This is a genomic window from Acinetobacter sp. ANC 5414 (assembly GCF_013004295.1).
Classification (GTDB): Bacteria; Pseudomonadota; Gammaproteobacteria; order Pseudomonadales; family Moraxellaceae; genus Acinetobacter.
Map to the genome: position 1 here is coordinate 71,485 of NZ_JABERM010000001.1, position 26,633 is coordinate 98,117.

General features: G+C 41.0%; 28 protein-coding genes and 1 riboswitch. Of the genes, 17 read left to right on the plus strand and 11 right to left on the minus strand.

Annotation, left to right across the window (positions count from 1 at the left end; genetic code table 11):
• Nucleotides 1-11 precede the first annotated feature (11 nt).
• The 3 genes from pth to ribB all read left to right on the plus strand — a co-directional run bounded on the left by pth (nucleotide 12) and on the right by ribB (nucleotide 2,182).
• Nucleotides 12-593: an aminoacyl-tRNA hydrolase gene (gene pth, locus HLH18_RS00385; protein WP_171545395.1), complete on the plus strand. Its 582-nt coding sequence runs from the start codon at nucleotides 12-14 to the stop codon at nucleotides 591-593.
• A 144-nt stretch (nucleotides 594-737) separates the two neighbouring features.
• Nucleotides 738-1,118: an aspartate 1-decarboxylase gene (gene panD, locus HLH18_RS00390; protein WP_131288827.1), complete on the plus strand. Its 381-nt coding sequence runs from the start codon at nucleotides 738-740 to the stop codon at nucleotides 1,116-1,118.
• Between the two features lie 148 nt (nucleotides 1,119-1,266).
• A riboswitch (FMN riboswitch) is annotated at nucleotides 1,267-1,428 on the plus strand.
• Between the two features lie 94 nt (nucleotides 1,429-1,522).
• Nucleotides 1,523-2,182 carry a 3,4-dihydroxy-2-butanone-4-phosphate synthase gene (gene ribB, locus HLH18_RS00395; RefSeq protein WP_171545396.1) on the plus strand — a complete coding sequence of 220 codons (660 nt, stop codon included), beginning with the start codon at nucleotides 1,523-1,525 and terminating at the stop codon, nucleotides 2,180-2,182.
• A gap of 178 nt (nucleotides 2,183-2,360) precedes the next feature.
• Here the strand turns inward: ribB and HLH18_RS00400 are convergent, their stop codons facing one another.
• Nucleotides 2,361-2,846: a DUF1289 domain-containing protein gene (locus HLH18_RS00400; protein WP_171545397.1), complete on the minus strand. Its 486-nt coding sequence runs from the start codon at nucleotides 2,844-2,846 to the stop codon at nucleotides 2,361-2,363.
• A gap of 204 nt (nucleotides 2,847-3,050) precedes the next feature.
• On the opposite strand from HLH18_RS00400, the gene trhO reads away from it, so the two are divergent.
• From trhO to HLH18_RS00420, 4 genes are all read left to right on the plus strand, one after another.
• Nucleotides 3,051-3,983 (plus strand): oxygen-dependent tRNA uridine(34) hydroxylase TrhO, encoded by a 933-nt coding sequence (gene trhO / locus HLH18_RS00405; RefSeq protein ID WP_171545398.1) that lies wholly within the window; start codon nucleotides 3,051-3,053, stop codon nucleotides 3,981-3,983.
• A gap of 219 nt (nucleotides 3,984-4,202) precedes the next feature.
• On the plus strand, nucleotides 4,203-4,487 hold the full coding sequence (locus HLH18_RS00410) for an FUSC family protein (protein ID WP_171545399.1): 285 nt from the start codon (nucleotides 4,203-4,205) through the stop codon (nucleotides 4,485-4,487).
• An 85-nt stretch (nucleotides 4,488-4,572) separates the two neighbouring features.
• Complete coding sequence (locus tag HLH18_RS00415) at nucleotides 4,573-5,187, plus strand: DedA family protein (RefSeq protein ID WP_171545400.1); 615 nt, start codon at nucleotides 4,573-4,575, stop codon at nucleotides 5,185-5,187.
• A 37-nt stretch (nucleotides 5,188-5,224) separates the two neighbouring features.
• Nucleotides 5,225-5,641 carry an ABZJ_00895 family protein gene (locus tag HLH18_RS00420; protein ID WP_171545401.1) on the plus strand — a complete coding sequence of 139 codons (417 nt, stop codon included), beginning with the start codon at nucleotides 5,225-5,227 and terminating at the stop codon, nucleotides 5,639-5,641.
• 58 nt (nucleotides 5,642-5,699) lie between these two features.
• Here the strand turns inward: HLH18_RS00420 and HLH18_RS00425 are convergent, their stop codons facing one another.
• Nucleotides 5,700-6,224 carry a YecA/YgfB family protein gene (locus tag HLH18_RS00425; protein WP_131288841.1) on the minus strand — a complete coding sequence of 175 codons (525 nt, stop codon included), beginning with the start codon at nucleotides 6,222-6,224 and terminating at the stop codon, nucleotides 5,700-5,702.
• Nucleotides 6,225-6,294: 70 nt separating this feature from the next.
• Nucleotides 6,295-6,504: a PA3496 family putative envelope integrity protein gene (locus HLH18_RS00430; protein ID WP_067723989.1), complete on the minus strand. Its 210-nt coding sequence runs from the start codon at nucleotides 6,502-6,504 to the stop codon at nucleotides 6,295-6,297.
• A 373-nt stretch (nucleotides 6,505-6,877) separates the two neighbouring features.
• On the opposite strand from HLH18_RS00430, the gene rpoD reads away from it, so the two are divergent.
• From rpoD to HLH18_RS00460, 6 genes are all read left to right on the plus strand, one after another.
• Nucleotides 6,878-8,764, plus strand: coding sequence for an RNA polymerase sigma factor RpoD (gene rpoD, locus HLH18_RS00435; RefSeq protein WP_171529480.1), 1,887 nt, complete (start codon nucleotides 6,878-6,880; stop codon nucleotides 8,762-8,764).
• A gap of 116 nt (nucleotides 8,765-8,880) precedes the next feature.
• Nucleotides 8,881-9,168 carry a YbeD family protein gene (locus HLH18_RS00440; RefSeq protein ID WP_171545597.1) on the plus strand — a complete coding sequence of 96 codons (288 nt, stop codon included), beginning with the start codon at nucleotides 8,881-8,883 and terminating at the stop codon, nucleotides 9,166-9,168.
• A 162-nt stretch (nucleotides 9,169-9,330) separates the two neighbouring features.
• Nucleotides 9,331-9,990 carry a lipoyl(octanoyl) transferase LipB gene (lipB, locus tag HLH18_RS00445; RefSeq protein WP_171545402.1) on the plus strand — a complete coding sequence of 220 codons (660 nt, stop codon included), beginning with the start codon at nucleotides 9,331-9,333 and terminating at the stop codon, nucleotides 9,988-9,990.
• A gap of 77 nt (nucleotides 9,991-10,067) precedes the next feature.
• Complete coding sequence (locus HLH18_RS00450) at nucleotides 10,068-10,601, plus strand: hypothetical protein (protein ID WP_171545403.1); 534 nt, start codon at nucleotides 10,068-10,070, stop codon at nucleotides 10,599-10,601.
• A gap of 1 nt (nucleotide 10,602) precedes the next feature.
• Nucleotides 10,603-11,787 carry an iron-containing alcohol dehydrogenase gene (locus HLH18_RS00455; protein WP_171545404.1) on the plus strand — a complete coding sequence of 395 codons (1,185 nt, stop codon included), beginning with the start codon at nucleotides 10,603-10,605 and terminating at the stop codon, nucleotides 11,785-11,787.
• A gap of 265 nt (nucleotides 11,788-12,052) precedes the next feature.
• Nucleotides 12,053-13,447, plus strand: coding sequence for an APC family permease (locus HLH18_RS00460; RefSeq protein ID WP_171545405.1), 1,395 nt, complete (start codon nucleotides 12,053-12,055; stop codon nucleotides 13,445-13,447).
• Between the two features lie 59 nt (nucleotides 13,448-13,506).
• Here the strand turns inward: HLH18_RS00460 and HLH18_RS00465 are convergent, their stop codons facing one another.
• The 8 genes from HLH18_RS00465 to rplU form a co-directional block, all read right to left on the minus strand.
• Nucleotides 13,507-13,986 (minus strand): tRNA (cytidine(34)-2'-O)-methyltransferase, encoded by a 480-nt coding sequence (locus tag HLH18_RS00465; RefSeq protein WP_171545406.1) that lies wholly within the window; start codon nucleotides 13,984-13,986, stop codon nucleotides 13,507-13,509.
• A 37-nt stretch (nucleotides 13,987-14,023) separates the two neighbouring features.
• The gene (gene cysG, locus HLH18_RS00470; protein WP_171545407.1) at nucleotides 14,024-15,400 is read right to left on the minus strand and encodes a siroheme synthase CysG; all 1,377 of its coding nucleotides are present in this window, start codon (nucleotides 15,398-15,400) and stop codon (nucleotides 14,024-14,026) included.
• A gap of 90 nt (nucleotides 15,401-15,490) precedes the next feature.
• Nucleotides 15,491-16,762, minus strand: a complete 1,272-nt coding sequence (serS, locus tag HLH18_RS00475) for a serine--tRNA ligase (protein ID WP_171545408.1) — start codon at nucleotides 16,760-16,762, stop codon at nucleotides 15,491-15,493.
• A gap of 119 nt (nucleotides 16,763-16,881) precedes the next feature.
• Nucleotides 16,882-17,670, minus strand: a complete 789-nt coding sequence (locus HLH18_RS00480) for a DUF3298 domain-containing protein (RefSeq protein WP_171545409.1) — start codon at nucleotides 17,668-17,670, stop codon at nucleotides 16,882-16,884.
• A gap of 131 nt (nucleotides 17,671-17,801) precedes the next feature.
• On the minus strand, nucleotides 17,802-19,286 hold the full coding sequence (locus tag HLH18_RS00485; protein WP_350642072.1) for a carotenoid oxygenase family protein: 1,485 nt from the start codon (nucleotides 19,284-19,286) through the stop codon (nucleotides 17,802-17,804).
• A 305-nt stretch (nucleotides 19,287-19,591) separates the two neighbouring features.
• Nucleotides 19,592-20,290, minus strand: coding sequence for an outer membrane lipoprotein periplasmic chaperone LolA (lolA, locus tag HLH18_RS00490; RefSeq protein WP_171545410.1), 699 nt, complete (start codon nucleotides 20,288-20,290; stop codon nucleotides 19,592-19,594).
• A gap of 217 nt (nucleotides 20,291-20,507) precedes the next feature.
• Nucleotides 20,508-20,762: a 50S ribosomal protein L27 gene (gene rpmA / locus HLH18_RS00495; protein ID WP_067723977.1), complete on the minus strand. Its 255-nt coding sequence runs from the start codon at nucleotides 20,760-20,762 to the stop codon at nucleotides 20,508-20,510.
• Between the two features lie 18 nt (nucleotides 20,763-20,780).
• On the minus strand, nucleotides 20,781-21,092 hold the full coding sequence (gene rplU, locus HLH18_RS00500; RefSeq protein WP_086196864.1) for a 50S ribosomal protein L21: 312 nt from the start codon (nucleotides 21,090-21,092) through the stop codon (nucleotides 20,781-20,783).
• Between the two features lie 431 nt (nucleotides 21,093-21,523).
• Between rplU and sdsA the strand changes: the two genes are divergently transcribed.
• The 4 genes from sdsA (at nucleotide 21,524) to HLH18_RS00520 (ending at nucleotide 26,631) form a co-directional block, all read left to right on the plus strand.
• Nucleotides 21,524-22,501, plus strand: a complete 978-nt coding sequence (sdsA, locus tag HLH18_RS00505; RefSeq protein WP_171529489.1) for an All-trans-nonaprenyl-diphosphate synthase — start codon at nucleotides 21,524-21,526, stop codon at nucleotides 22,499-22,501.
• Nucleotides 22,502-22,534: 33 nt separating this feature from the next.
• Nucleotides 22,535-24,589, plus strand: coding sequence for a site-specific recombinase (locus HLH18_RS00510; RefSeq protein ID WP_171545411.1), 2,055 nt, complete (start codon nucleotides 22,535-22,537; stop codon nucleotides 24,587-24,589).
• 150 nt (nucleotides 24,590-24,739) lie between these two features.
• Entirely contained in the window at nucleotides 24,740-25,345 is a 606-nt protein-coding gene (locus HLH18_RS00515) for a phosphatase PAP2 family protein (protein WP_171545412.1), read from the plus strand.
• 32 nt (nucleotides 25,346-25,377) lie between these two features.
• Complete coding sequence (locus tag HLH18_RS00520; protein ID WP_171545413.1) at nucleotides 25,378-26,631, plus strand: efflux RND transporter periplasmic adaptor subunit; 1,254 nt, start codon at nucleotides 25,378-25,380, stop codon at nucleotides 26,629-26,631.
• Nucleotides 26,632-26,633 lie beyond the last annotated feature (2 nt).

The following is a 26,633-nucleotide window of genomic DNA, read 5'->3' on the forward strand; positions in this document are numbered from 1 at the left end:
CGGTATAATTAGTGTCAAAACTTTCGCTAATTGTCGGTTTGGGCAATCCTGGTAAGGAATATGCCCAAACCCGCCATAATGCAGGTGCCTGGTTCGTTGAACGGCTTGCAGAACAATATGGCATTTCCCTCAAAGCCGATCCTAAATTCTACGGAATCAGCGGTCGCGGTAATATTGAAGGTCAAGACGTTCGTCTGCTTTTACCCACAACCTTTATGAATGCTTCTGGCAAAAGTGTTGTGCCCTTCGCAAAATTCTATCAAGTTACCCCAGAAACGATGCTGATTGCGCATGATGAACTGGATATGGATCCCGGTGTAATTCGCCTAAAAACAGGCGGTGGTCACGGTGGTCATAACGGTTTACGCGATATCGTTCCGCATACAGGTCCTAATTTCCATCGTTTACGTATTGGTATTGGTCATCCTGGTGCAAAAGAACGTGTATCCGGACATGTACTCAGCAAAGCGCCTAGCAGTGAACAAAATTTAATGGATGATGCCATTGCTCACGCTTTATCTCGCATTAAATTGCTGGTAAACGGTGACATACAGCAAGCCATGAATCAAATCAATGCTTATAAACCAAACTGATCATTCCATAAATTGTTGAACAATCCTTCTTGCCATGATGCTTTTTTCAGAGCAAAATGCGTTTTCTGCGGATTACTGATCCAGTAAAAAGTGATTGATTTAACCATAAGATAAAATCTTAGCTCGACTAAGGAGACGCCAGCCATGCTATCTCGTTTATTAAAATGCAAAATTCACCGTGCTCAAGTTACTCATGCGGAACTTCACTACGAAGGTTCATGTGCAATTGATGGCGTACTTATGGATTTAGCAGGTATTCGTGAATATGAAGAAATCCACGTATGGAACGTCACGAATGGTAAACGCTTCACCACTTATGCGATTCGTGGTGAAGAAAACTCAGGCATTATTTCAGTCAATGGTGGTGCTGCACATCAAGCTGACGTCGGTGATTTAGTAATTATTGCAACCTTTGGTGATTTCACTGAAGCTGAAGCGAATGCACATAAACCACGTCTTGTGTATGCCAACCCGAACAATACTGTAAATCACACTGCGAACTGTATTCCTGTTCAAGTGGCTTAAGATTTAAAGATATTAAAAGCTCGCAATACGCGGGCTTTTTTATTGTCTGCTGATTTTCACTTTATTATTCACAGAATTACTATCGATATGACTGATTGATCTATAGAAAGCTGCGCTAGTGATTAAAAACGGGTCTATAATAACTGCACATCGCTTCAGGGCGGGGCGAAATTCCCCACCGGTGGTAAATTCAGCTTGCATGCGCAATGACTGAATCAGCCCACGAGCCTGTCAATTTTATAAAAGATTGACTCGCAGATTTGGTGAGAAACCAAAGCCGACGGTATAGTCCGGATGAAAGAAGATGACGTAACGGATATTTATATTTGATATATCGCTGCGACCCCCATTTCTGCATCAGTCCTGAAATGTTCAACCGTATTTTATTTTACGAGAGCGTTTCAATGTCTAGTTTGATTCAACCCGAAATTTTCTTTTCAGCCCTTCCCCCAGCTGAACAACGTATTCAAAAAGCTTTAGAAGATATCCGCCAAGGCAAACCGGTTTTGGTCATGGATGATTTTGATCGCGAAAATGAAGCCGACCTGATTGTTGCTGCAGAGACACTGACTGTTGAAACCATGGCACGAATGATTCGTGATGGTTCAGGTATTGTCTGCTTATGCTTAACGGATGAATTGGCTAATCATCTTGAACTTCCACCGATGGTGACAGACAACTCAAGCCAGTTTAAAACAGCATTTACCGTAACCATTGAAGCAGCGACCGGTGTAACGACTGGTGTTTCAGCCAAAGACCGTACCACCACAATTAAAGCTGCAATCAAAGATGGTGCTGTAGCCAGTGACTTAAACCGTCCTGGTCATGTCTTTCCGTTACGTGCCAGAGATGGTGGAGTGTTAACCCGTCGTGGACATACTGAAGGTACGATTGACCTAGCACGTTTAGCCGGTTTAAAACCCGCAGGTGTTTTATGTGAGTTGACCAATCCTGATGGTAGCATGGCTTCTGGCATTCAAGTTTTGGCTTATGCGCAAACTCATCATCTAACCGTGATTACCATTGATGAAATTGTGCAGTATCGCTTAACGCATAATCTTTAAGATTAAAAAATAAAAGCCCCGACTTTAGGGGCTTTTTTATTATTCGGAATATTTGGAACAAGGTCGCAATCATGATAACAACAACCATACAGTACAACAGGCATTCTGCGATATTCACTTTTTAAACTACTTAACACTCACTTTTAATTTTTTTAAATTTCAAATAAAAATGATCTGTTTAATCTTCTTCCATCATCTGTAGTAAATTATGGCTAATGCCATCGGCACGTAAAAAAGCAAAATCATAACTTGCTGTTGCTAAAGCTAGTACCCGACGTTCAAATTCCTGCCAAAGGGGTTTTACCTGTTTATCCTGAATCCCTAAACCGCTTTCTTCGGCTAAATTTTTATTCTTCTCACAAATTTTAAGGGCGTGATAAAGCTTGCGTCCTTTAGAGGCATCATCACGCAAACGCACCCGTTTAGACAAAACAAAGCCTTCCACATGACGTAAATCGGCATGCGGTAACATCGGCACTAAAATTTGATCCAGTTGCGTATCCAAACGCTTCCAGACCGCAGTGTGCTGTTCAGGCGTGTAAGTATTCCACTGAATCACCTCATGGTTAAAGCGACGGCAACCACGGCATACTGAATCACCAAATACCGTAGAACAACGCCCTGCACATGGGGTCAAAGAAGCAATTCGACGGTCAGTACTCAAAACACACTCCTACATAATTTATAAATCAATAAAATCATCTAACAAACGCCTTTCACTAAAGATCGATTTGATAAATGACAACCTATAACGGCATCTTTCGCTTAATAACCATATTTTAGTTATGGTTTTCTCGCTTATTCATACAATTCACGTTAAAATACGCGCCTTGAATTTTGTCCTATCATAATACATTTGGAGTATTCCATGAACGCTACTGTAGAACAGCTTGCACCTGTAGAACAGCAAGCGACCACAAGTTGGGTTGTTGCAGCACTATATCAATTTAAAGAAGTTCAAGATCCAGCCGATCTTCAACAACGTCTTTTAGACTTGGTCAACAGCATTAACTTGTGTGGAACTCTAATTGTAGCCGGTGAAGGTATTAACGGTACTGTGGCTGGGGATCGTCAAGCGATTGATCAAATTCATGCCTTTCTTTTGAATGAAGGCTTTAACGCTATGGAGTACAAAGAATCTCATAGCGATGAAAAACCTTTCCGTAAAATGAAAATCAAGCTCAAAAAAGAGATTGTGACGTTAGGTGTGGAGGTTAAACCACGCGACTTAGTGGGTCACTACCTAGATCCTAAAGAATGGAATGAACTGATTGCACGTGATGACGTGATTCTGGTGGATACACGTAATGACTACGAATATAAAGCCGGTACATTTAAAGGTGCGGTTGACCCTAAAACAGAAACTTTCCGTGAATTTCCAGAGTATGTAAAACAAAACCTTGCACAACATAAAGACAAGAAAATTGCGATGTTCTGTACAGGTGGGATTCGTTGTGAAAAATCAACTTCGTTATTGCTTCAAGAAGGCTTTAATGAGGTCTATCACCTGAAAGGCGGTATTTTAGAATACCTGGAAGAAACCCCTGTTGAAGAAAGTATGTGGGAAGGTGAATGTTTCGTATTTGATGGTCGTACTGCGGTTACTCATGGGGTAGAAGAAGGTCAGAACATTAAATGTCATGCATGTGGATGGCCTTTACTTCCTGAAGAAGCTGAACTTCCAAGTTACGAACATGGTGTATCGTGCAAATACTGCATCGAAAAAACCTCAGAACAACAGAAAGCCGGTTTCCGCATGCGTCAGTCTCAAATTGCAGCGGCTAAACGCAAACGTCTGTAATCTCTGATTTGTAATGTTATATAAAAAAAGCCCTCTTTTGAGGGCTTTTTATTTACCTAAAATAAACAATAGATAAGAAAAGATCACCAAGTTTCACCATTAATGCATGCTAAGTCTCAAATAATTTGATAATCTGGGGTTAAAATTAAAAATAAAACCATAACCCATTAATTTTTAACGCAAAAAAGTTAATTTATAACGTGAAAAAGGAGTTAAATTATGCCAAGATCAATTAGCCGTTCAGTCAATTATTCGAAACGTGTTCACCTTATTCGTGAAAAAAACCATCAAAAAGTAGAAGAAATAAAAATGCTTTTAGATAAACAATCACATCTTTTTATTGTGATCTTAGGGGCTGTTATTGGCACTATTTTATCTATCTTTATTGCCTACCACTTAAAACCCAATCTGTTTGAATATGCATTGCTTAGTGTGATTCCTTTTGCGCTTTCGTATAGCTTAAGAAAAGTCTATATTCACACATTGGTCCATAGCCAAGAATAAGCAAATTTAATTACTTGGCTTTACTTTACCCTGCAATTAATACACTTTAGGATAGTTTAGATATCATTATTATTTTTATAAACTTATGAATCTAACTGAATGGATTATTTCCATTATGGAACAACTGGGCTACCTTGGTATTGCCCTGCTCATGTTCCTCGACAATATTTTTCCTCCCATCCCCTCTGAAATCATTATGCCATCCGCTGGCTATTCTGCATCACAAGGGGAACTACTTTTAGTTGGCGTGGTTATCGCGGGTTGTATAGGCTCTCTGATTGCTGCCGCTATACTATATTGGATTGGCTATAAGTTTAATCACGACAGTATTTTTCGTTTTGTAGATCGCTACGGAAAATATCTTTTTATAAAATCTCCAGATGTCAAAAAATCACTCGACTGGTTTGAGCACTATGGTCACCGGATTGTCTTTTTTGGTCGCATGATTCCAGCTGTGCGTTCGCTAATTAGCATCCCTGCTGGCATGAGCCACATGCCCTTCTGGAAGTTCATGTTCTACAGTAGTCTAGGTACGATTATCTGGACGACATTCTTAGCTTACGTGGGTTTTTATTTTGGCGAAAACCAAGCCTTGATGCAGAATATTTTTAGCCAAGTTAGCCATGTTATTATGGGCATTGTAATTGCCATCGTTGTCTGGGTTCTTTACCGCAGGTATAAACATAGAATTAAAGCATAGTCATTATTTAAAAATTGATATTTGGGGTCATGGGTTCATGAAACATTATTTATTGTACTTTGCTGCTGTATATAGCATTGCATTAGTGCTACTCATTACAGTATTTATTTTTGGTTTAAATTTAGCAGGTATTGCTCTTCTACCCACGCTGATTGCTACAGCACTTATTTCGGCAGGTCATTTTGTTGAACGTCAACATCGACTCCCTACCACTGATGAAAAAATTCAACTGGTTTGGGGTTCAAGTGCAGTTGCCATCATTATTGGCAGTTTTTTCATGTTTTTCTTAGTGCTCATCAATCCAAATGCTGAGCAAATTTTAAATTCGGCCGATAATGCAGGTTTAGGACTTTCAGCCCTCATTATGTTGTGTTTAGTCGCCATACATGGCGCTGTATTTCATTTGGCTTATGGCTGGTATGCGAATTTGACCGCACGCAAGCTTAATTTATAAGTTGGTTATAATCGGTCTAAATAAAAAAGCACCATAAGGTGCTTTTTTATTTAACGAATTAATTTGGTGTGTGATACATCAAATAAATTTCATTTAAATTTTCTGGAATTTCTTCAGCAATTTCGTCCATAAGCTGACCATTGCGACGGAAAGATTCCATTTGTGGGTCTTCGTCATCCACACCACTAAAGACCATCATTGGTAAAGTTAAATCTACCAACTGTTCTTCATGTTCAGGGGTGAACCAGGCATCTTCGTTTAAGAACATTGCATCAACGAAGCCAACACTCCAGTCGCCTAAACTTGATTCAACATCAGCTTCTTCAATTTCAAAAGGAAATTCAATTCCTTCTTCATTGGCTAAGTTTTGACGAATTGCTTCTAACCATGCTTTTACTTGTGCAATCATTTCAGCAGGAACTTTCTTTTGATTGTTATCGAAAAGTTCATCGAGCCATTTATCAAAAGCTGGTCCAACCGCAGTTGCACATAAAAAACCATGAGTTGCTGCAAAATCTAGACCATGTTCATTTTGGTCGCCGTCTAGATATTCGCTCAATAAGTCTAAATCTAAAGCACTCATTTAAAATCCAAGTTCAGTAAAATAACTGCGGATAGCATAGCATTTTATGCCGGCTATGCTAAATCACAATTTAGTCTTCTTCATCGTCAAAGTCGTCGTCATCATCCAGATCATAATCAAAATCTTTCAGTTCACGCTCCAAACGACGTTGTGCGAGAAGGTCATCAATGAGACGACGTTTTTCCAAAGACTCTTTAGCACTAATTTTGCTTGAGGCTTCATCAAAGCTAACATCATCATCACTGAAGCTATCGTCTAGTTCAAAATCTGTAGAAGACACTAAAACTACCTCATGGTGAAAAAAAGTGAATGGGTCTAGGCGCTATTTATCTTTGTTCCGAATTCTTGTCAAGTTTTTTTTATTTTTTTTATAAAACAACCTCAATTTACTCTTGTTTTTTGACCCTAAAATTGTGTATTTATTAGCATGTAAAATTATATTCAAAATGTGGACGGAAAACCTAGTATATTTTGAATGCAATCCTTTAGCCGGACTTGAAAAAAAAAATTCCAGCCCAATATTGAAAACAATTGTTAAATCAAAGTCATCTTTCCAAATGATACTTGAGCAATCAATTCAAAACAATTTTAAGCGAATTGTGCTATCATGCACGGTTTTTCACTGCCACAGATTCAACGAAGAGTAAGCAAAGATGAGCGATATGACTTCCCCTACTTCGCAAGTAGCGGCTCTGATTAGCCGAGGCAAAGAGCAAGGTTACTTAACTTACGCTGAAGTTAACGATCATCTCCCAGACTCGATTACGGAAAGCGAACAGATTGAAGACATTATTCAAATGCTTCAAGACGTCGGCATTCCAGTGCATGAACGTGCGCCTGAATCTGATGACACCATGTTCGACGGTAATAATGCAGAAGCAACCGATGAAGTCGCTGAAGAAGAAGCGGCAGCGGTTCTTGCTTCGGTTGAAAGCGAACCTGGTCGTACCACGGATCCAGTACGTATGTACATGCGTGAAATGGGAACGGTTGAACTTTTAACGCGTGAAGGCGAAATTAGCATTGCTAAACGCATTGAAGAAGGTATTCGTGACGTTCTTCACTCTATTGCGTATTGGCCAAATGCAGTTGAAGTTGTATTAAAAGAATATAACGATGTTGCCGAAGGTGAACGTCGTCTTGCTGATATTTTATCTGGTTATTTAGACCCAGAATCTGATGAAGAAATTCCAGAAGTTTTAGAAGAAGCTGAAATTATTGTTGAAGAAACTGAAGCTGCATCTAAAACAACCAAAGATGTAAAATTGGATGATGACGACGAAGAAGAAGCTGAAAGTGATGATGATTCTGAAGCCGAGTCAGGACCAGATCCAGAAATTGCCCGCGTTCGTTTCACCGAATTGGAAAATGCGTGGAAACTAACCAAAACTGCCATTGAAAAGCATGGTCGCGATAGCAAACAGGCTGAAGAAGCACAGCAAGCACTTGCAACCGTATTCATGATGTTCAAGTTTACGCCGCGCTTATTCGACATCATTTCAGAAATGATCCGTGGTACGCATGAACAAATTCGTACTTCTGAACGTGAAGTAATGCGTTATGCAGTACGTCGCGGTCGTATGGATCGTAACCACTTCCGTACTTCGTTCCCGGGTCAAGAATCAAATCCAGCCTGGTTAGATGAACAAATTGCCAAAGCACCTGCTGAGCAAAAAGCTTATTTAGAAAAAGTACGTCCAGATGTACTTGCATTCCAACAAAAGATTGCAGACATTGAAAAAGAACTTGGTCTTGATGTTAAAGGTATTAAAGACATTTCTAAACGCATGTCGATTGGTGAAGCCAAAGCACGCCGCGCGAAAAAAGAAATGGTTGAAGCAAACTTGCGTCTGGTTATTTCGATTGCGAAAAAATATACCAACCGTGGCTTGCAATTCCTTGACTTGATTCAAGAAGGTAACATCGGTTTGATGAAAGCCGTAGACAAGTTTGAATACCGTCGCGGTTATAAATTCTCGACCTATGCAACTTGGTGGATTCGTCAGGCGATTACCCGTTCGATTGCCGACCAGGCACGTACCATTCGTATTCCAGTACACATGATCGAAACCATTAACAAGATCAACCGTGTATCACGTCAGCTCCTTCAAGAAATGGGTCGTGAACCGACGCCTGAAGAACTGGGCGAACGTCTGGAAATGGACGAAGTCAAAGTGCGTAAAGTACTCAAAATTGCCAAAGAGCCGATTTCTATGGAAACGCCGATTGGTGATGATGAAGATTCGCATTTGGGTGACTTCATTGAAGATGGCAACATCACATCTCCAATTGATGCTGCAACTTCAGAAGGCTTAAAAGAAGCAACCCGTGAAGTGCTTGAGAACTTGACAGAACGTGAAGCAAAAGTCTTGAAAATGCGTTTTGGTATTGATATGCCAACCGACCATACTTTGGAAGAAGTAGGTAAACAGTTTGACGTAACACGTGAGCGTATTCGTCAGATTGAAGCCAAAGCATTACGTAAATTACGCCATCCTTCTCGTTCTGAACACTTACGTTCATTCCTGGAAAATGACTAATTCTTGATGATACCGATGGGGGCTTGAAAACTAATCGAGCATCCCCATTTAATATTCAGAAGACATATAACGCCTGCATTCATGCAGGCGTTTGATATAAGGGGACTACTATGACCATGTTAGACCGTACGCCATCTCGCGAACTTCGAGAAGATCTTTGGGTTTTCCCTATGGATTATCCAATCAAACTGATTGGCGAAGCGAGTGATGATTTACATGGCGCTGTTGTAGAAATTTTAGTGAAACACTTCCCTGACTTTGATAGCACGAGTATTAAAATTCAAGCATCTCGCACAGGTAAATATCACTCTTTAACTGCACAACTGCTTTTCTTGGAGCTTGAACAAGTTCATGCGCTGTATGCCGATTTAGCTGCATGTCCATTGATTAAAACTGCACTTTAAGAAAATTAAAAAAACACGCTCAGAAGCGTGTTTTTTATATATAGAAAAAAATTTTCTTCCTTTCAATAAAAATGGTAAATCATGGGTGAATCCCCCCCTATCCAACTATGATTTCATTATAATCATTCACAATATTTAAAAATTTTTAAGGACGCACTTTACGTGACTGATGCTGTTCTAAAACCCACACTGATTATTCGTCAATTTAACCAACTTACGCCCTATCTTGATCGTTTTCAGGACATGAAAAGCCTGACTGAAAACCGTGATGAAAATACCCCAGATGAACTGTGGATTTTGCAGCATCATGAGGTTTTAACTCAAGGTCAAGCCGGAAAGCCTGAACATATTCTAATGCCCAGTAACATTCCTGTGGTACAAACCGATCGCGGTGGTCAAGTGACTTGGCATGGACCGGGTCAACTGGTTGCCTACTTCATGTTTGACCTCAATCGCTTAGGTTGGAATGTCCGTACTTTAGTTTCCTATGCAGAAAACTTAATGATTGAACTGCTTAAGAAATACGGGATTGAAGCCTATGCCAAACCGGATGCACCTGGAGTCTATGTCGCAGAACGTAAAATTGGTTCTTTAGGCTTTAAAATCCGTAAAGGACGCAGCTATCATGGACTTGCACTGAATATTGATTGTGACCTGACGGGCTTCCATACCATTAATCCATGTGGTTATGCAGGACTGGAAATGGTTCGTGTCATGGACTTGGTTCCAAACTATCCGCACTTTAATGATTTATGTACAGATATCATTGAAACTTTAAACAACAGCGGTTACTTTAATCAAGTCCAAGTCATGCAACAATAACTTTGCTTTTGACATAAAAACAAATTAGAGTATTTACTCTAAACTAATAAAATATTTTTTAGATAAGGGATGCGCGAGTGATTTCAACCAAATCCGTAAAGCCCGCTTTACAACTAACCTACGTCAAACTCATGATGGATGTGATTGGCAGAGGTCTGGTAATGGCGAGTCAAGTCGATGATGAAGTAAAACAGGAAGTCTCTAACTTCCCTGTAGGTTTTGTTCTATCGATGAAAGTATTTCCTCATGGCCCGGCTTTTATTGCGAAAGTCACGGAAGACCATCAATTAAAATTACTGTCCTCTTTGGATGGAAAACCTGATTTAACCATTACTTTTAAACATTTAACGCATGCTTTTTTAGTCTTTTCTTTCCAGGAAAGTACCGCCCAAGCATTTGCCCACGACCGTATGATTGCCGATGGTGATATTTCTTTCGCCATTCGTCTGGTCCGTTGCTTAAATAAAATGGAATCGCTAATTTTACCTAAACTCTTGGCTGAGCTTGCTGTAAAACAATATCCAACTGAATTAAGCCTAAAACAAAAACTCACCGGAGCTGCAAATATTTATTTGAAACTAGCTCAATCTTATTTTAAACGGAGCGCATAACATGGCTAAGCCTTATTACGAATTTTTCTGTCCAGTAAAAGTCATCGCAGGTCATGCCGCGTTAGAACATATTCCATTTGAACTTGCAACTTTGGGTGCAAAACGTCCACTAATCATTACCGATAAAGGCGTACGCGCAAATAATTTACTGACTCCGATCGAAGCGGCATTTGAATCTACCGATGCGGTGATTGGTTATATTTTCGATGATGTGCCGCCCGATTCAAGCGTACAAACTGTTCGTAATGCAGCCAAAGCGTATCGCGACAATCATTGTGATGCGATCATTGCAGTGGGTGGTGGCTCGGTGATTGATACTTCAAAAGCAACCAATATTCTGGTGACTGAAGGTGGTGATGACTTACTGAAATTTTCAGGTGCGCATAATCTTCCAAAACCGTTAAAACCATTTTTCGTGATTCCAACCACTTCGGGCACCGGTTCAGAAGTGACCATGGTTGCTGTGGTTTCTGACCTCGAGAAAAACGTCAAAATGCCGTTTGCATCTTATTACCTGATGCCACATGCAGCAATTCTTGATCCGCGTATGACGCAAACCTTGCCACCACATTTAACGGCAATGACGGCAATGGATGCACTGACCCATGCGGTTGAAGCCTACACCTGTATGGCAGCCAATCCGATCAGTGATGCGTATGCAACGGCTGCGATCAAAAAAGTCAGCAACAGTTTGTTCAATGTACTCGACAACCCAACCGATGAGTTTGGTCGTCTGGAACTGGCTCAAGCCTCTACCATGGCAGGAATCGCCTTCTCTAACTCAATGGTGGGCTTAGTGCATTCATTAGGACATGCCTTAGGTGCGGTTGCGCATCTGCCGCATGGTTTATGCATGAACTTGTTCCTGCCTTATGTACTCGAATACAATAAAGAAGTGAATGGCGACAAAATTGCAGAATTATTGCTTCCTTTAGCAGGACCAGACATTTATGCGCAGACTCCTGCACATTTACGCGCCGACAAAGCGATTGCCACAATTCTGACCATGCGCGATCGCTTATATGCCTTAACCAAGTTACCACGCACTTTACGTGAAACTGGTAAAGTATCTGAAGCACAGTTAGCGGAAGTGGCAGAAAAAGCATTAAATGATGGTTCTATTATTTACAACCCTAAAGAAGCCACCTTAAACGATTTAAAAGCGATCTTAAAAAAAGCTTGGTAAATATTGAAAAATAAGCGAATATAGCAAAAAATCAGCCTGATGTTTTTTTAAGCATCGGGCTTTTGCTTTGTGGAAAATTAAAACTCTATTTTTATATCGAATGGCATATTTTCTGCATTGATAATTCATAAAGATACTGGCAAAAGATACCAAACTAGAGTAGATTGGCGCACTTTTGTTTTATTCGTATAGGGGGGATCGTTCGTCTCAAACGGTCCTTATAAACATGACTGATCCTTGATCAACGATTAAGAGGATAACGCCGTTGACAAATATCTCTGGGACTCAATCGGCAGCTAAACTGCAAAAAACGCTTGGACTCTGGCACATCATTATTATTGGTTTAGCTTATATTCAACCAATGACACTATTTGATACGTTCGGTCTGGTTTCTGAAGAAAGCCATTACCACGTACCAACTTCGTACATTATTGCCTTAATTGCAATTCTGTTTACGTCTATCAGTTACGGACATATGATCCGCCGTTACCCGTCATCAGGATCGGCATATACTTATGCACAAAAATCGATCCACCCCAATGTCGGTTTTATGGTCGGCTGGTCATCATGGCTAGATTACCTGTTGTCACCAATGGTCAACATCATTTTGGCAGTCATTTATCTGGAAGCCCTTTTTCCTGAAGTTAACCATTGGGTTTGGGTAGTCGTGCTGACTGCATTCATGACCGGGGTAAACTTACGCGGTGCCAGATTCGTTGCCAACTTTAACGGCCTGATTGTATTGGTTCAGCTGGCAGTCATCGCTTACTTCACCTGGATGGTTTACACGCTGCTTGCAGGCGGGGTCAATGCCGATGGTACATTAGCAAATGCCAAGTACCAGTTGTGGAGCCTGGAACCCTTCTGGAATGAAATGACAGCTTTAGGTCCGTTAATTACCGGTGCGACACTACTTTGTTTCTCTTTTACCGGTTTTGACTCACTCAGTTCACTGGCAGAAGAAACTAAAGATACTGAAAAAACCTTACCTAAAGCGATTTTCCTTACGGCACTGCTTGCAGGTATTATCTTCATTATCAGCACCTATTTCATGCAAATCTACTTCCCGAATGATCCGAAGACTTACTTCGAAGATGTCGCTGCAACCCAGCCAGATATTCTTTTAGCAGTAGGCGGGGTAGCTTTCAAAACTGTAGTGCTTTACTTTGCAATCATCACTGTGATGGCATCGGGTATTTCTGCGCATGCAGGTGTTTCACGCCTCATGTATGTGATGGGCCGTGATGGCGTGATCAATAAAAAGATCTTTGGTCATATCAGTCCAAAAAGCTACACTCCGGTTTACAACATTCTGATTGTAGGTGCGGTGGCTTTAACTGCTGGTTTCATGGATTTGGATATCGTAATTTCGATGATCAGTTTCGGTGCCTTAACTGCCTTTACCTTTGTGAATCTGTCGGTGATTTCACGTTATGCATTACGTGATGGCCGTACCAAAAACATCAAAGACATTTTCAGCTTTGTGGTGATTCCTTTACTGGGCTTCTTAAGCATTTTTGCGATGTGGCTAGAAATTGAAGATACTGCATTGAAATTCGGTTTATGGTGGGCAATGTTTGGTATTTTGTACCTGGGTTATAAAACCAAAGGTTTCAAACATGCCGCTCCGCAACATAACGAATTTGATGATTCTCATTAATCGGTTGATTCCATGCATAAAAAAAGACGCGCAATGCGTCTTTTTTTTTCAGCCTTATATTAGACCAGTTCTTTAAAACCTTGCTGACGCCATGCTTCATACAAGATCACAGCAGTCGCATTCGACAAGTTTAAACTACGTGAGTTTTCTGCCATCGGCAAACGAATACAGTGTTCTTTAGGGAACATCATACGCACATTTTCAGGCAGACCACGAGTTTCTGGTCCCATCAATAATGCTACCGGACGGTTTAAATCTGAAGTATGCGGAGTTTCGACACCTTTGGTGGTTAAGGGATAAATTGCATCACTTTCAACCCCTTGTTCTTTTAAATGTGCCAGACATTCTGTAAAGTTTTCCCAAACCTTCATATGTGCCCATTCATGATAATCCAACCCTGCACGTCTGAGCTTTTTATCATCCAGCTCAAAACCCAGCGGTTTTACCAAGTGCAATTGCGCACCGGTATTGGCACATAAACGAATGATATTCCCTGTATTTGCAGGAATTTCTGGCTCGTATAAAACAACATGAATCACTGAATTTCTCTACTCTTTCAATGCAACAGGACTCGAATTAGCCTTGCCACTGTAATTGTTCGCGCAATTTCACCACCTCACCAATAATGGTCAAGGTCGGCGCTTGAATTTGATGTTTTGTCACTTTTGAAGCAATATCTGCCAAGGTTCCGACCACGACTTTCTGGTCCGGCGTCGTTCCTTTGGAAATAAGCGCAACAGGCATGTTAGGCCGTTGACCATGTGCTATCAGTTGGGCACAAATTTTTTCCAATCCCACCAAGCCCATATACAAGACCAAGGTTTGATTTTCATAGACCAGCTCATTCCAAGGCAACTCAGGTGAACCTTCTTTTAAATGTCCAGTCAGGAAGCGGACACTTTGCGCATAGTCACGATGCGTTAAAGGAATACCCGCATAAGCCGAACAGCCTGAAGCCGCTGTAATCCCTGGCACCACTTGGAACGCCACACCTGCAGCAAACAGCTCTTGAATCTCTTCACCACCACGACCAAAGATAAATGGATCACCACCTTTTAAACGGCAGACACGCTTACCTTGCACTGCATATTCTACCAATAAGGCATTAATGCCATCTTGAGGCACACTATGGTTAGACCGTGCTTTGCCGACATAGATTTTTTCTGCATCACGGCGACACAAATCTAAAATCGGTGGAGATACCAAACGGTCATAAATAACCACATCGGCTTGTTGCATCAAGCGTAAAGCTTTTAAGGTCAAGAGCTCAGGATCACCCGGACCCGCACCCACCAAATAGACTTCACCTTTAGGCGCTTTCCACTCAGTTAAAGCTTGTTCGATCAAACGATCCGCTTCAGCAATGTTGTCATTAAACACCTGTTCTTTGAGTGGACTGGCATACAGGTCTTCCCAAAAAATACGGCGCTCATCTGGATTCTCAATTTTCGCTTTGACTGCAGCACGCCATTTTCCAGAAAAATTAGCCAACCTGCCCATCCCATGAGGAATAGTTGCTTCAAGCTGAGTTCGGATTTGACGTGATAACACTGGTGATGTGCCATTGGTGGCAATTGAAACCACTAAAGGTGAACGGTCAATAATCGCAGGAACAATAAAACGACAATGCGGTGGATCATCGACACTATTTACCAAAATTTTTTCAGCTTCACACGCTTCAAAAACTTGAATATTGGTGGCTTTATCATTGGTCGCGGCAATCACCAAACGGTAATTGCGTAACGGAATATCTGGACTAAAAGGGGCTTGGACATATTGCCCTTGGCTAGTTTCAACAATCTCAAGTAAATTACTTTCAATTTCAGGGGCAATCACGTGAATGACTGCACCTGCTTTTGCCAGAAGTACAGCCTTACGATAGGCAATACGCCCACCACCGACAATCAGACAAGGTTGCTGTTGCAACTTTAAAGAGATTGGAAAGATATCCACGAATTACCTCAGTATTTTAAATCTGACTGTCTTAAGCAATTTTCATGCACAAAATTGTGCCATTGATAGATTTATTGATCAATCCAAAGATTAATCAATAAATTCTGCACCACCCATATATGGACGAAGCACTTCAGGAACTTCAATCGAACCGTCTGCACGTTGATAGTTTTCCATCACCGCAAGTAAAGTACGACCGACTGCCAAACCAGAACCATTTAAGGTATGAACGAATTCAGTTTTCTTTTGATCGACACGGTAACGTGCTTTCATACGGCGTGCCTGGAAATCACCCATGCATGAACAGCTTGAAATTTCACGATAAGTATTTTGACTTGGTACCCACACTTCCAAATCGTAAGTCTTGATTGCGCCAAAGCCCATATCGCCACCACACAGGATGATTTTACGGTATGGTAGACCCAAAGCTTGCAAAATACCTTCAGCATGACCGGTCAATTCTTCTAAAGCCTGCATCGAGTCTTCAGGTTTTACAATTTGCACCATTTCAACTTTGTCGAATTGGTGTTGACGAATTAGACCACGTGTATCACGACCATAGGAACCCGCTTCACTACGGAAACATGGCGTATGTGCTGCATATTTCAGTGGTAACCGATCTGGATCGACAATTTCATCACGCACGAAATTGGTTACAGGCACTTCTGCAGTCGGAATTAGATAAAGTTCTTTTTCACCTTGTAATTTGAACAAGTCTTCTTCAAATTTAGGCAATTGACCTGTACCACGTAAAGAATCAGCATTGACTAAATACGGTACATAGGCTTCGGTATAACCATTTTTAAGCGTATGAGTATCTAGCATAAATTGGGTCAGTGCACGTTGTAAACGCGCCAATGGACCTTTTAATACGCTGAAACGTGTGCCGGTTAATTTGGTTGCAGTTTCAAATTCCAAACCGCCCATCCATTCACCGAGGTCAGTATGATCTTTGATTTCAAAATCAAATTGACGCGGTGTGCCCCATTTTAAAATTTCAACGTTGTCGTCTTCATCTTTACCCTCAGGTACAGATTCATGCGGCATGTTTGGAATAGTTAAAGACTTGGTTTCAATTTCAGTTTGCAATTCAGTAAGCGCAACTTCAGCCGCTTTAATTTCATCACCAATTGCTGACATACGTGCCATGATTTCAGATGCATCGCCACCAGATTTTTTAATTTGGCCAACTTGTTTTGCACCCGAATTACGTTCTGCCTGTAAAGCTTCAGTTTTCGACTGAAGCTCTTTACGGCGAGCTTCAAGTGAAGCCCACTCTTCTACATTCAGCTGTACACCACGTTTTGCCAAGGCTAAATTTACAGCCTCAATATTATTTCTGATTAATTTCGAGTCGATCATAGCCAATCTTTTGCAAAGAAAAAAACTGGCTATAGTGTAAGCGCTAAACAGCAAAAAAGACAGTGACCGAGCTTACAGCTGTGCCTTATTAAAGCAAATTTCACCGAATTAACTAAAAATTAAGGTGTAGGATAGTGTGGCAAACTTGGCAGATATTCCGCTTTAACCAGTTTGGTCAATGCAGCATAAGGCAAGTTCAGTTCTGTCATCCCCTCTGCATAAGAAGCCAGTTCATATAGAGGATAGACAAATACAATCCCATTGGCACCGAAGTAAAAATTATCGCTCAACTGTAACTTGGTTCGTTCAATACTATGTTGATCCAGCCAGATGCTATTTGAGTCGTACAAGGTATCCAATACCTGCTGTTCTGTACCCTTCAGCAGAATATCTTGTAGCGCCAAGCGCTTTTTGGTTTTCAAATCAAAATTCACAAATTCCTGATGATACATGCCATGTGCTGCACCCGATGAATAAGTGTAAGTTTGAATGGCAAAGGTAGCCTGATCATATTGTTGGCTGACAAAGCGGATATAGGTGGAACTTTGACTCAGATTAGGATTCGCACCCTCAGCGGTATTGATTTTTTGATTGGGTGCGGTTGAAAAAGCAATCGGATCTGCTTTTTTAATTCGATCAATAAAATAATCATCAATCCATTTAACATTGGTCTTTACGGTCTGAATGTCATATTGCATACAGCCATCTGCATCGCAAGCTTCTGGCTTGGTCAGCTTCACAGGAACAACTTTGGCTTGAATTAATGGAATGGATTCAGACTTTTCCTGCTTCGTCGTTGTTGCCTGTTCAGTTTGCGGTGCAGGTCGCTCCTGACACCCTGTCATGACAAGTGCCGCGAAAGAAACAGGAAGTGCCCAGAGCCATTGTTTATTCGTGCATATTTCCATTTTACTTTTACAACCTAAGACCTTTTATAATGCCCCTGCACTATACAAAGCTAGGTAACTGAATGAAATTTAAAATATGTATCTTTTAAAATATATAGCCTAATCGCTATAAACAAGAAAATCACATGATTTTAAGATAAATCCACCCAATTTCCATGAAAGCCCAATGGCACATGTACGCCAAGTACAATTTCTGCCTGAGGCTGAATATTTAAACCCTGAGCTTTTAAAATCACCACTTTAGAACTTTCCTTATTGATTTGATGCACATAGCATAACAAGTAACCCTCACCTTCTGCCACATCCGATGACTCAGGGATAAAGACGACTTCTCCCGTCACCCATTGCTCACCAAATTCATAGGTGGTCTTTTCACGAGTTTGCAGATCGTGACAAATCAAATGATTGGCTTTGCTCATGAGCATAGGATCAAAACTGACACTATAAATATAACGATGCTGCTCACCAGTATATCGTTCATCAATTCTTGGAAATTCTTGCGCTTGTGCATCTAACACCTGTCGATCGACAGTATTTTGCTTAAGATCAACCGCCCAACGTTCCAATTGAGTCTTTTGCTGTTCGAATGGTCCTTGCTGAGATTTCTTAAACATCGACTGATGAACCACGACATCCAGAATAATCTGCTGTTGCTCATTGCGATAAGCATTTGCGGCATGAAAAACAAAACAGGGTTCAATATTGATCCACTGCACCTCATCTACATGACCATATTTAGGCAAAATGCCAATGCGTGCCGCATGCTGTTCATTCCATTCATAAGGCAGAGGATTGCCTTTGATGAGTTGCTTGAAAGAGAACGTCACCGGTAAATCAAAAATTAAAACATCCTGTTCGGTGATGGCACAATCATGAATCATAGGACCGTGCTGCACAGGAATTTTAGCCCAATGCAGCAGAAGCCCCTGCTCATCAATCACTTCATAATAGGCATTTTTAATATCCAGTGCATCATAGCAAATGGCATGTAAATACCCTGTCTTATTGTCTTTATGTGGATGTGCGGTAAAAGGCAGATTGGCATCTGTATTAAAAAGACGGTGCTCTTCCGTGTTCAGGTTTAAGTCTAAACGTACCGGCAAAGTGCCCGCTTCCACACTCGCCCAAATTTTATTGGCATGATAAAAAGCATTGGTATTAACCACATCACCGGGACCACGACGAAACCCTGCTTTAACAGCCTTATTCTTGTGCTTTTGTACGGAATCCGTTTCGATATAATGACTTTTAAACCAAACTGCTTTTCCATGTTCAATTTTTAAAGCATGCAGCATTCCATCGCCTGTGAACCAGTGATAGCAATCTGGATGTTCAACATGAATCGGATTTGGCCCTATTCTCAACAATAGTCCAGTCAATTGCGGTGGAATTTCACCCATGACTTTGAATTCGCGCTTTTCCACTTCATCTACGGGACCAAATATCCCCGCGAGATACGGATTTTCTGCCTTATTTTTAGATGAATTTTTTGATCTTCTTTGTAGCCAAGTCACACCCAGCCCCATGACTTTCTGACGATAAGTATTAAATTTTGATTTTACTTTTGTGAAACGCGGATAATTCACCGAGGGGGTCACTACCTTGTTATTTTCCACTTTTTCAATTCTCCTGAGTTTTTTGTGGCTTTAGTCTTTGTTACTTTTCTTTGTTATTTTTTCTTTGTCTTAGGGGGCATTGATCTTGGTTATTTTGCCACTCACTTCCGATCACTGAATTTTTGTCTTTATGTATTTTGAGTTGTAACACTTATTCTGCAACTTAGAACTATTTTTGCATAATGGCACTTTGCCTACAAAAATATCACTGTATTTTTAGCAAAATATAAACTAAAAAAAGCAGTCACGTATGACTGCTTTTAAATAAACTTTGCGACTTCATTTAATAATTATAAATCAATTCATTATTGATCAATAATATCGGTGCCTTTAGGCGGTGTAAAGTTAAAGGTTGATGCCGGAATTGAAGGATTCAATTTCACGTTATTAAATCGAACATAAGTGGTTTGACCAAGTGAATCTTCCAAAATCATCAAACTTGGCGCTTTGTTTACCCCAAAACTAATGGTCAGGCTTTGGAAAGCCCCATCACGGTCTTTAGGAAGCAGAGTGTAATACGTCTTGCCTTTATCCGGTTGCGTCACACGGTATGACTTCATAATCTGACTGGTATTACCCGACAATAACAAAGCTGGCGTATTGGCTACTTGGTCATCCAGACTTTGACGAACGGCTTGCTGCAAGTCAGGATCATAAATCCAGACGGTTTTACCCGAAGTCACAATGGTTTGCTTTGACGGACTGGTAGTTTCCCAGAAAAACTTACCAGGACGAGCAACCTTCATCACCCCTTTAAAAGTTTGATTCATGTGTTGTCCGGTTAAGCCTTTTTTCTGAGCCACTTTATTACCAGAAGTCGCTTTTGTGGTTTGTTCAAAATTTGCTGACAAACTACGGATATTACTTAACTGTTTGACCAAATTTTTGGTTGCTTGTTGCTCCGATGCCGCAACAGGCGCAGCAAAAACAGTAGTACTTATTACCGGTGCAAGCGTTGCTGCACCTAATGTCATAGCACATAGGGTTTTACGAAGCATTTTCATCTCATCACCTTTTTATTTGCTGTATCGCAATTTCTTCAATGCCCCCATCTTAAACCAATTTTTATTCCTAATAATTGAGAAAACAAGAAGTTTTGTATTGTTATTAATGCTCAATGTAGATTTTTCTACATCATGATGAAGAACCCAGATTGTTTTTTGACCCATTTACAAGCATAAAAAAACCCACATCAGATGTGGGTTTTTTTTCTATTAAAGCTTACGCTTCAACAGATACGTAGCGACGACCGAACTGGCCTTTCACTTCGAATTTGATCACGCCGTCAGCGGTAGCAAATAAAGTATGGTCACGGCCCATACCTACGTTTGTACCAGCGTGGAATTCTGTACCACGTTGACGAACGATAATGTTACCAGCAGTCACAGATTGACCACCGTACATTTTAACACCTAACATTTTAGGGTTCGAGTCACGACCGTTACGTGTCGATCCACCAGCTTTTTTAGTAGCCATGTTTCATAATCCTCGTAATTAGCCTGAAATAGCAGTAATTTTCAACTCGGTAAACCATTGACGGTGACCTTGTTGTTTACGGTAATGTTTACGACGACGCATTTTAACAATACGGATTTTGTCGTGACGACCGTGGCTAACTACTTCAGCAGTTACTGTAGCACCAGCAACAACTGGAGCACCAATTTGAATGCTTTCGCCGTTTACAAGCATTAATACGTCATCAAACGTAATAGTTGTACCAGTTTCAGCTTTCAACAATTCTACTTTAAGGGTTTCACCCTCAACAACACGGTGCTGTTTACCACCGCTTTGGATTACTGCGTACATAATGTACTCCAAACATGCCCGTGTCGTCGTGCCGATAAAGGAATATACCGATCTTAATACGAGCGCCACTGGGGTATATATAAGGCGAAACATATTAAGTGATAATAAATCAAACGACAAGCCATTTTAGTGTTTTTTTGCGCTGAGTGAATGTTTATTTTATAAACAATCAAAATCTAAAAAATAAATTACTTTTTACATCGCAATCGTGGATTTTATAAAATGAAATAGATTTTTAAAATCAATTCGCTACTATAAACTACGAAATGCCAGCTCAGTCACATATAGGGTGAGTTGTTAGAATTGGCATTCACTTAAAACCATTTGCTTAATCAGGTTTTAAGCAACTATATTAAGATCTTAGCTATAACATCAGATATAGTTGTTACACTATAGAATAAGCAATTCAATTTTTAGAGGTTTCTCTTCACATGGCCATCGACTTTAAGCAAGACATTCTCGCTCCTGTTGCTTCAGACTTTGCTGCGATGGACACTTTTATTAATGAAGGGATTACTTCAAAAGTTGCCTTAGTCATGGCAGTCAGTAAACACGTGGTTGAAGCGGGCGGTAAACGTATGCGCCCGATTATGTGTTTATTGGCGGCAAAAGCCTGTGGCGCGGAAGATATAGAACGTCAGCGTAAATTGGCGGCTATTATTGAAATGCTGCATACGGCAACGTTGGTTCATGATGATGTGGTCGATGAATCAGGCTTGCGTCGTGGTCGTCCAACCGCGAATGCCACCTGGAATAACCAGACTGCAGTTTTAGTCGGTGACTTCCTGATTTCGCGTGCTTTTGATTTACTGGTCGATTTAAACGATATGACCTTGCTCAAAGATTTCTCGACTGGAACTTGTGAAATTGCTGAAGGTGAAGTTCTACAACTTCAAGCACAACATCAGCCTGAAACGACTGAACAGACTTACCTCGATATTATTCACGGTAAAACTTCGCGTTTATTTGAACTGGCCACTGAAGGTGCTGCAATTTTATCGGGCACACCGCAATACCGTGAACCCCTGCGAATCTTTGCCGGTCACTTTGGCAATGCCTTCCAGATTATTGACGATATTTTAGACTACACTTCAGATGCTGAAACATTAGGTAAAAATATTGGTGATGATTTAATGGAAGGGAAACCCACTTTGCCATTAATCTCTGCACTGCAAAAAACCACCGATGAAGATCATGAAATTGTTCGCCGCAGTATTGCAACGGGTGGTACAACCCAATTAGAACGTGTCATTGACATTGTGCAAAATTGTGGCGCACTGGATTACTGCCGCCAACGTGCCACTGAAGAAACCGAATCTGCACTGCAGGCTTTGGATGCGCTGCCGCATAGTGAATATCGCCAAGCACTGATTAACCTGACCCAACTTGCCTTAAACCGAATTCAATGATGGATGTTGAAAAAATAGACTTAACCCTCGCCTATGCATATAAATTTTAATGATCTATTTTTAAAAATGCAGGAGCAGCTTGAATTTGATCAAGCTGCTCTTGATGACTCACTGTTGATTGAACTGGTTAACCGGATTCGACCAAGCGACTCAACCAATACTGAAGAAATTAACTGTAAATTTCGTGCACTCATCCAAGCACTACTGATTACACCCGATGCAGTTTCTACCTTACAAAGTTTTATCTTAAAACTGATTAGCCAATACAAACAGACCAGTTTGTATGCCGATACCGGTATTTTATCTCTCGATGGTTTTTGGAATCAGCTCGCACAACGCATAGGCGCTCATTTTTTACCGCTGATTAATGACGAAAGCCAACTGCAGGATTTAGTCCGTTGCGTCTTTTATCAACGTAGTGATAAATACTGGTTAGACAGCATTTCTAATGAGGATTGGCAAAAGTTATTTACCTTACTCAATCAAGGTCACGGCAATCAGGCTGAAAAGCTTAAAATTAACAATGAGCTGATCAAAGCCATCACGGTGCTGTCTTACCGGATTAGTGGGATTGGACTGTATCCTGAATTTATCAATGCACAACCCGAGTTAACTGAATACGAATCGCCTTTTCTGGTTCAGAACCGTGAAATTGTCGAATTCATTCAGCATTATAAAAAGCTGCATCAAAATACCGATCCTCTGGCAGTCATTGCCCCACCGGATGCCTCACAAGCCTTGGTGATGATTGAACAATGTCGGGATGTGGCTTCAAAAATTCGGCGTGCCATTAAGCGCACTGGCGTGAGTATCAGTCTGACTTATTTATTATCCCTTCTGGAACAATGTCTGGATCGGATCGAACTGTTAATCAACTTAATTGTTGAAGAAAATAAAGTTCTTTATGAATCAATCAGTGCCTTACTGGTCGATATTACCTCTGCCATTTATAGTGAACGGAGTGTTCGTTCTTTACTTGCAAATAACAGTGAATTAATTGCCTTACAAGTGACTGAAAATGCCAGTAAAACCGGTGAGCATTATGTAAGTACAGACAAAAAAGGTTTTTGGTCAATGTACAAGGCAGCTGCTGGTGCTGGCGTTATTATTGCCAGCATGGCAACCTTCAAGATTCTGGCTGCGCGTCTGGTCATGGCTCCCTTGATGCAGGCGTTTATCTTTAGCATGAACTATTCACTCGGTTTCATGTTGATTCACGTGCTGCATTTCACCGTTGCGACCAAACAACCGGCCATGACGGCAGCTGCACTTGCAGCCACGGTACAGCATCAAAAAGGGTCTAAAACTGCACAAATTGCTGAACTTGCCGCACTGATTATTAATATAATCCGAACCCAGTTTATTGCCATTCTTGGCAATATCTCGATTGCCATTCCTACTGCGGCAGTGATTACCCTGCTCTGGCAATACGGAATGGATGAACCCTTGCTGTCCCATGCCAAGGCGACCACAACCTTACACTCACTGAATCCATTTACCTCACTGGCTATTCCCCATGCTGCGATTGCCGGTGTTTGTCTGTTTTTCTCCGGCTTGATCGCCGGTTATTTTGACAATATGGCGGTGTACCGCAAAGTGGGTCCACGCTTACAGGCCCATGCCCGTTTAAAGCGGTTATTAGGTCAAGAACGCTTAAATAGTTTTGCTGCATATATTGAACGGAATTTAGGGGCGTTAGCAGGGAACTTCTTATTCGGGATTATGCTCGGAAGTATGGGAACCATTGGTTTTATTTTGGGTCTTCCACTTGATATTCGACACATTGCCTTTGCTTCAGCCAACTTTATTCAAGGCTTGATCAATATTAACGGTACTCCAGAAGTTGGCCTGATTTTTGTATCGTTTTTAGGGGTGTTGTTGATTGGCCTGACCAACTTGTTTGTGAGTTTTAGTCTGACCATTATTGTGGCATTACGCGCACGTCGGGTTCGATTTGAACAATGGAAGCCATTAGCCAAACTGGTGCTGACCCATTTCTTAACCCGTCCGAGTGACTTTTTTTGGCCACCGAAAATTCCATTAGAAGTGGATGAATCCTTGCCATCACAAAAATCGACTTATAAGTAATTGGTTATTTTTATTTTACTTCATGTTAAAAAATCGGTAAAAAAGAAATTAGCATAATTTACACACACTTGAAATAAAGTGTACTGATGAGTACACTTTAATCATTCATTAGTCATACTCCAATCGACTAAGATAACAAAGGTTCCTTACATGCCGTACCTATTGCTTAGTGTAGGATTTTTCTTATTTATTTTCAGTGTATTAATGCTTTTTATCCCATCACTTCAGCAGTTCGATTTAGCAATGGTTGAATGGATGAGTCAGCATCGTACAGCGCATTTGAATACGATATCTATCACACTTTCGGCTCTAGGCGGCATGCCATTTGTGCTATTTTTAACCGCAATCTGGTATTTACACCAATTATGGTATAAAAAATACACAAATATTATTTTTACAAGTTTAGGGCTTATAGGAAGCATTGCCACGGTTTGGCTGCTCAAATATATAATTTCAAGACCTCGCCCACCCGAAATGTATCATCTGGTTCAAAGCTATGGTGCTTCGTTTCCCAGTGCGCATAGTGCTTATGCAGCCACTCTGGGTTGTCTTGCAATTTATCTAAGTCTCAGACATCCAAAGCACCAGCTCATTTGCCTGTGTGCTTTTATATGGTTGTTTATCATGGGAATTTCAAGGGTTTACCTTGGGGTACATTTCCCCTCTGATGTCTTGGCAGGTTGGAGCATAAGTTTTATTTGGATCACACTACTTTATATGCTGTACACCAAATTCAGTAGAGCGAAAACAAATTAATTTTTAGATAAAAATCTAATCGAGGTGGAACAATGATGTCTGCAAAGCTATGGGCACCTGCCCTTACCGCTTGCGCATTAGCAACAAGTATTGCACTTGTTGGTTGTAGCAAAGATCCAAAGGATGCGCAGCAAGCTGCAGCAGCCCAAAAAATGCCACCGACTGAAGTCGGTGTCATTGTTGCTCAACCACAAAGCGTAGAGCAATCGGTAGAACTTTCAGGTCGTACCACGGCATTTGAAATTTCTGAAGTCCGTCCACAAACCAGTGGTGTGATTCTCAAACGTCTATTTACCGAAGGCAGTTACGTTCGTGAAGGTCAGGCGTTGTATGAAATTGACTCACGCACCAATCGTGCTGGCGTCGATAGCGCACGTGCTGCACTCAACCGTCAACAAGCCAACTTGAACGTATTACGCGTGAAAGAAGGACGTTATCGTCAACTTGTCGGCAGCAATGCCATTTCAAAACAAGAATATGATGATATTGCTGCACAGGTAAAACTGGCTGAAGCCGATGTTGCTGCAACACAAGCTGAACTCAAAAATGCAGAAATCAACCTCGGTTACTCAACAGTTCGTTCGCCTATTTCAGGTCAAACCAACCGTTCAACAGTGACTGTGGGTGCTTTAGTGACTGCTAGTCAAGCAGATCCCTTAGTGACTGTTCAGCGTTTGGATCCAATCTATATCGACATTAACCAGTCTAGTGCTGAATTATTGCGTTTACGTCAGCAATTGAGCCAAGGCAGTTTAGACAGCAGTAACAATACCAAAGTCAAACTTAAGCTTGAAGATGGTAGCGACTACCCTGTTGAGGGTCGTCTTGCATTCTCGGATGCCAGTGTCAATCCGGAAACCGGTACCGTGACTTTACGTGCTGTGTTCCCGAACCCGAATCATTTATTGCTTCCGGGTATGTATGCCACTGCTAAAATTGTACAAGGTGTGATTCCAAATGCCATCTTGATTCCTCAAGCAGCGATTACCCGTACTCCGACTGGTCAAGCGATTGCGATGATCGTGAATGCCAAAGGTACTGTTAAAACACGCCCTGTTGAAACTGCCGGTGTTCAAGGTAAAGACTGGATTGTGACCCAAGGTTTACAAACGGGTGAGAAAGTGATTGTTGATGGTATTGCCAAGGTTAAAGAAGGTGCAACTGTGGTTGCTAAACCTTACCAACCTCAAGGTGCGGGTCAACCTGCAGCAGAAGCAAATAAAGCAGCTCAACCTGCTCAGCAAGCACAACCCAAAACTGAACAAAAATCTACTTCAAATACATAAGG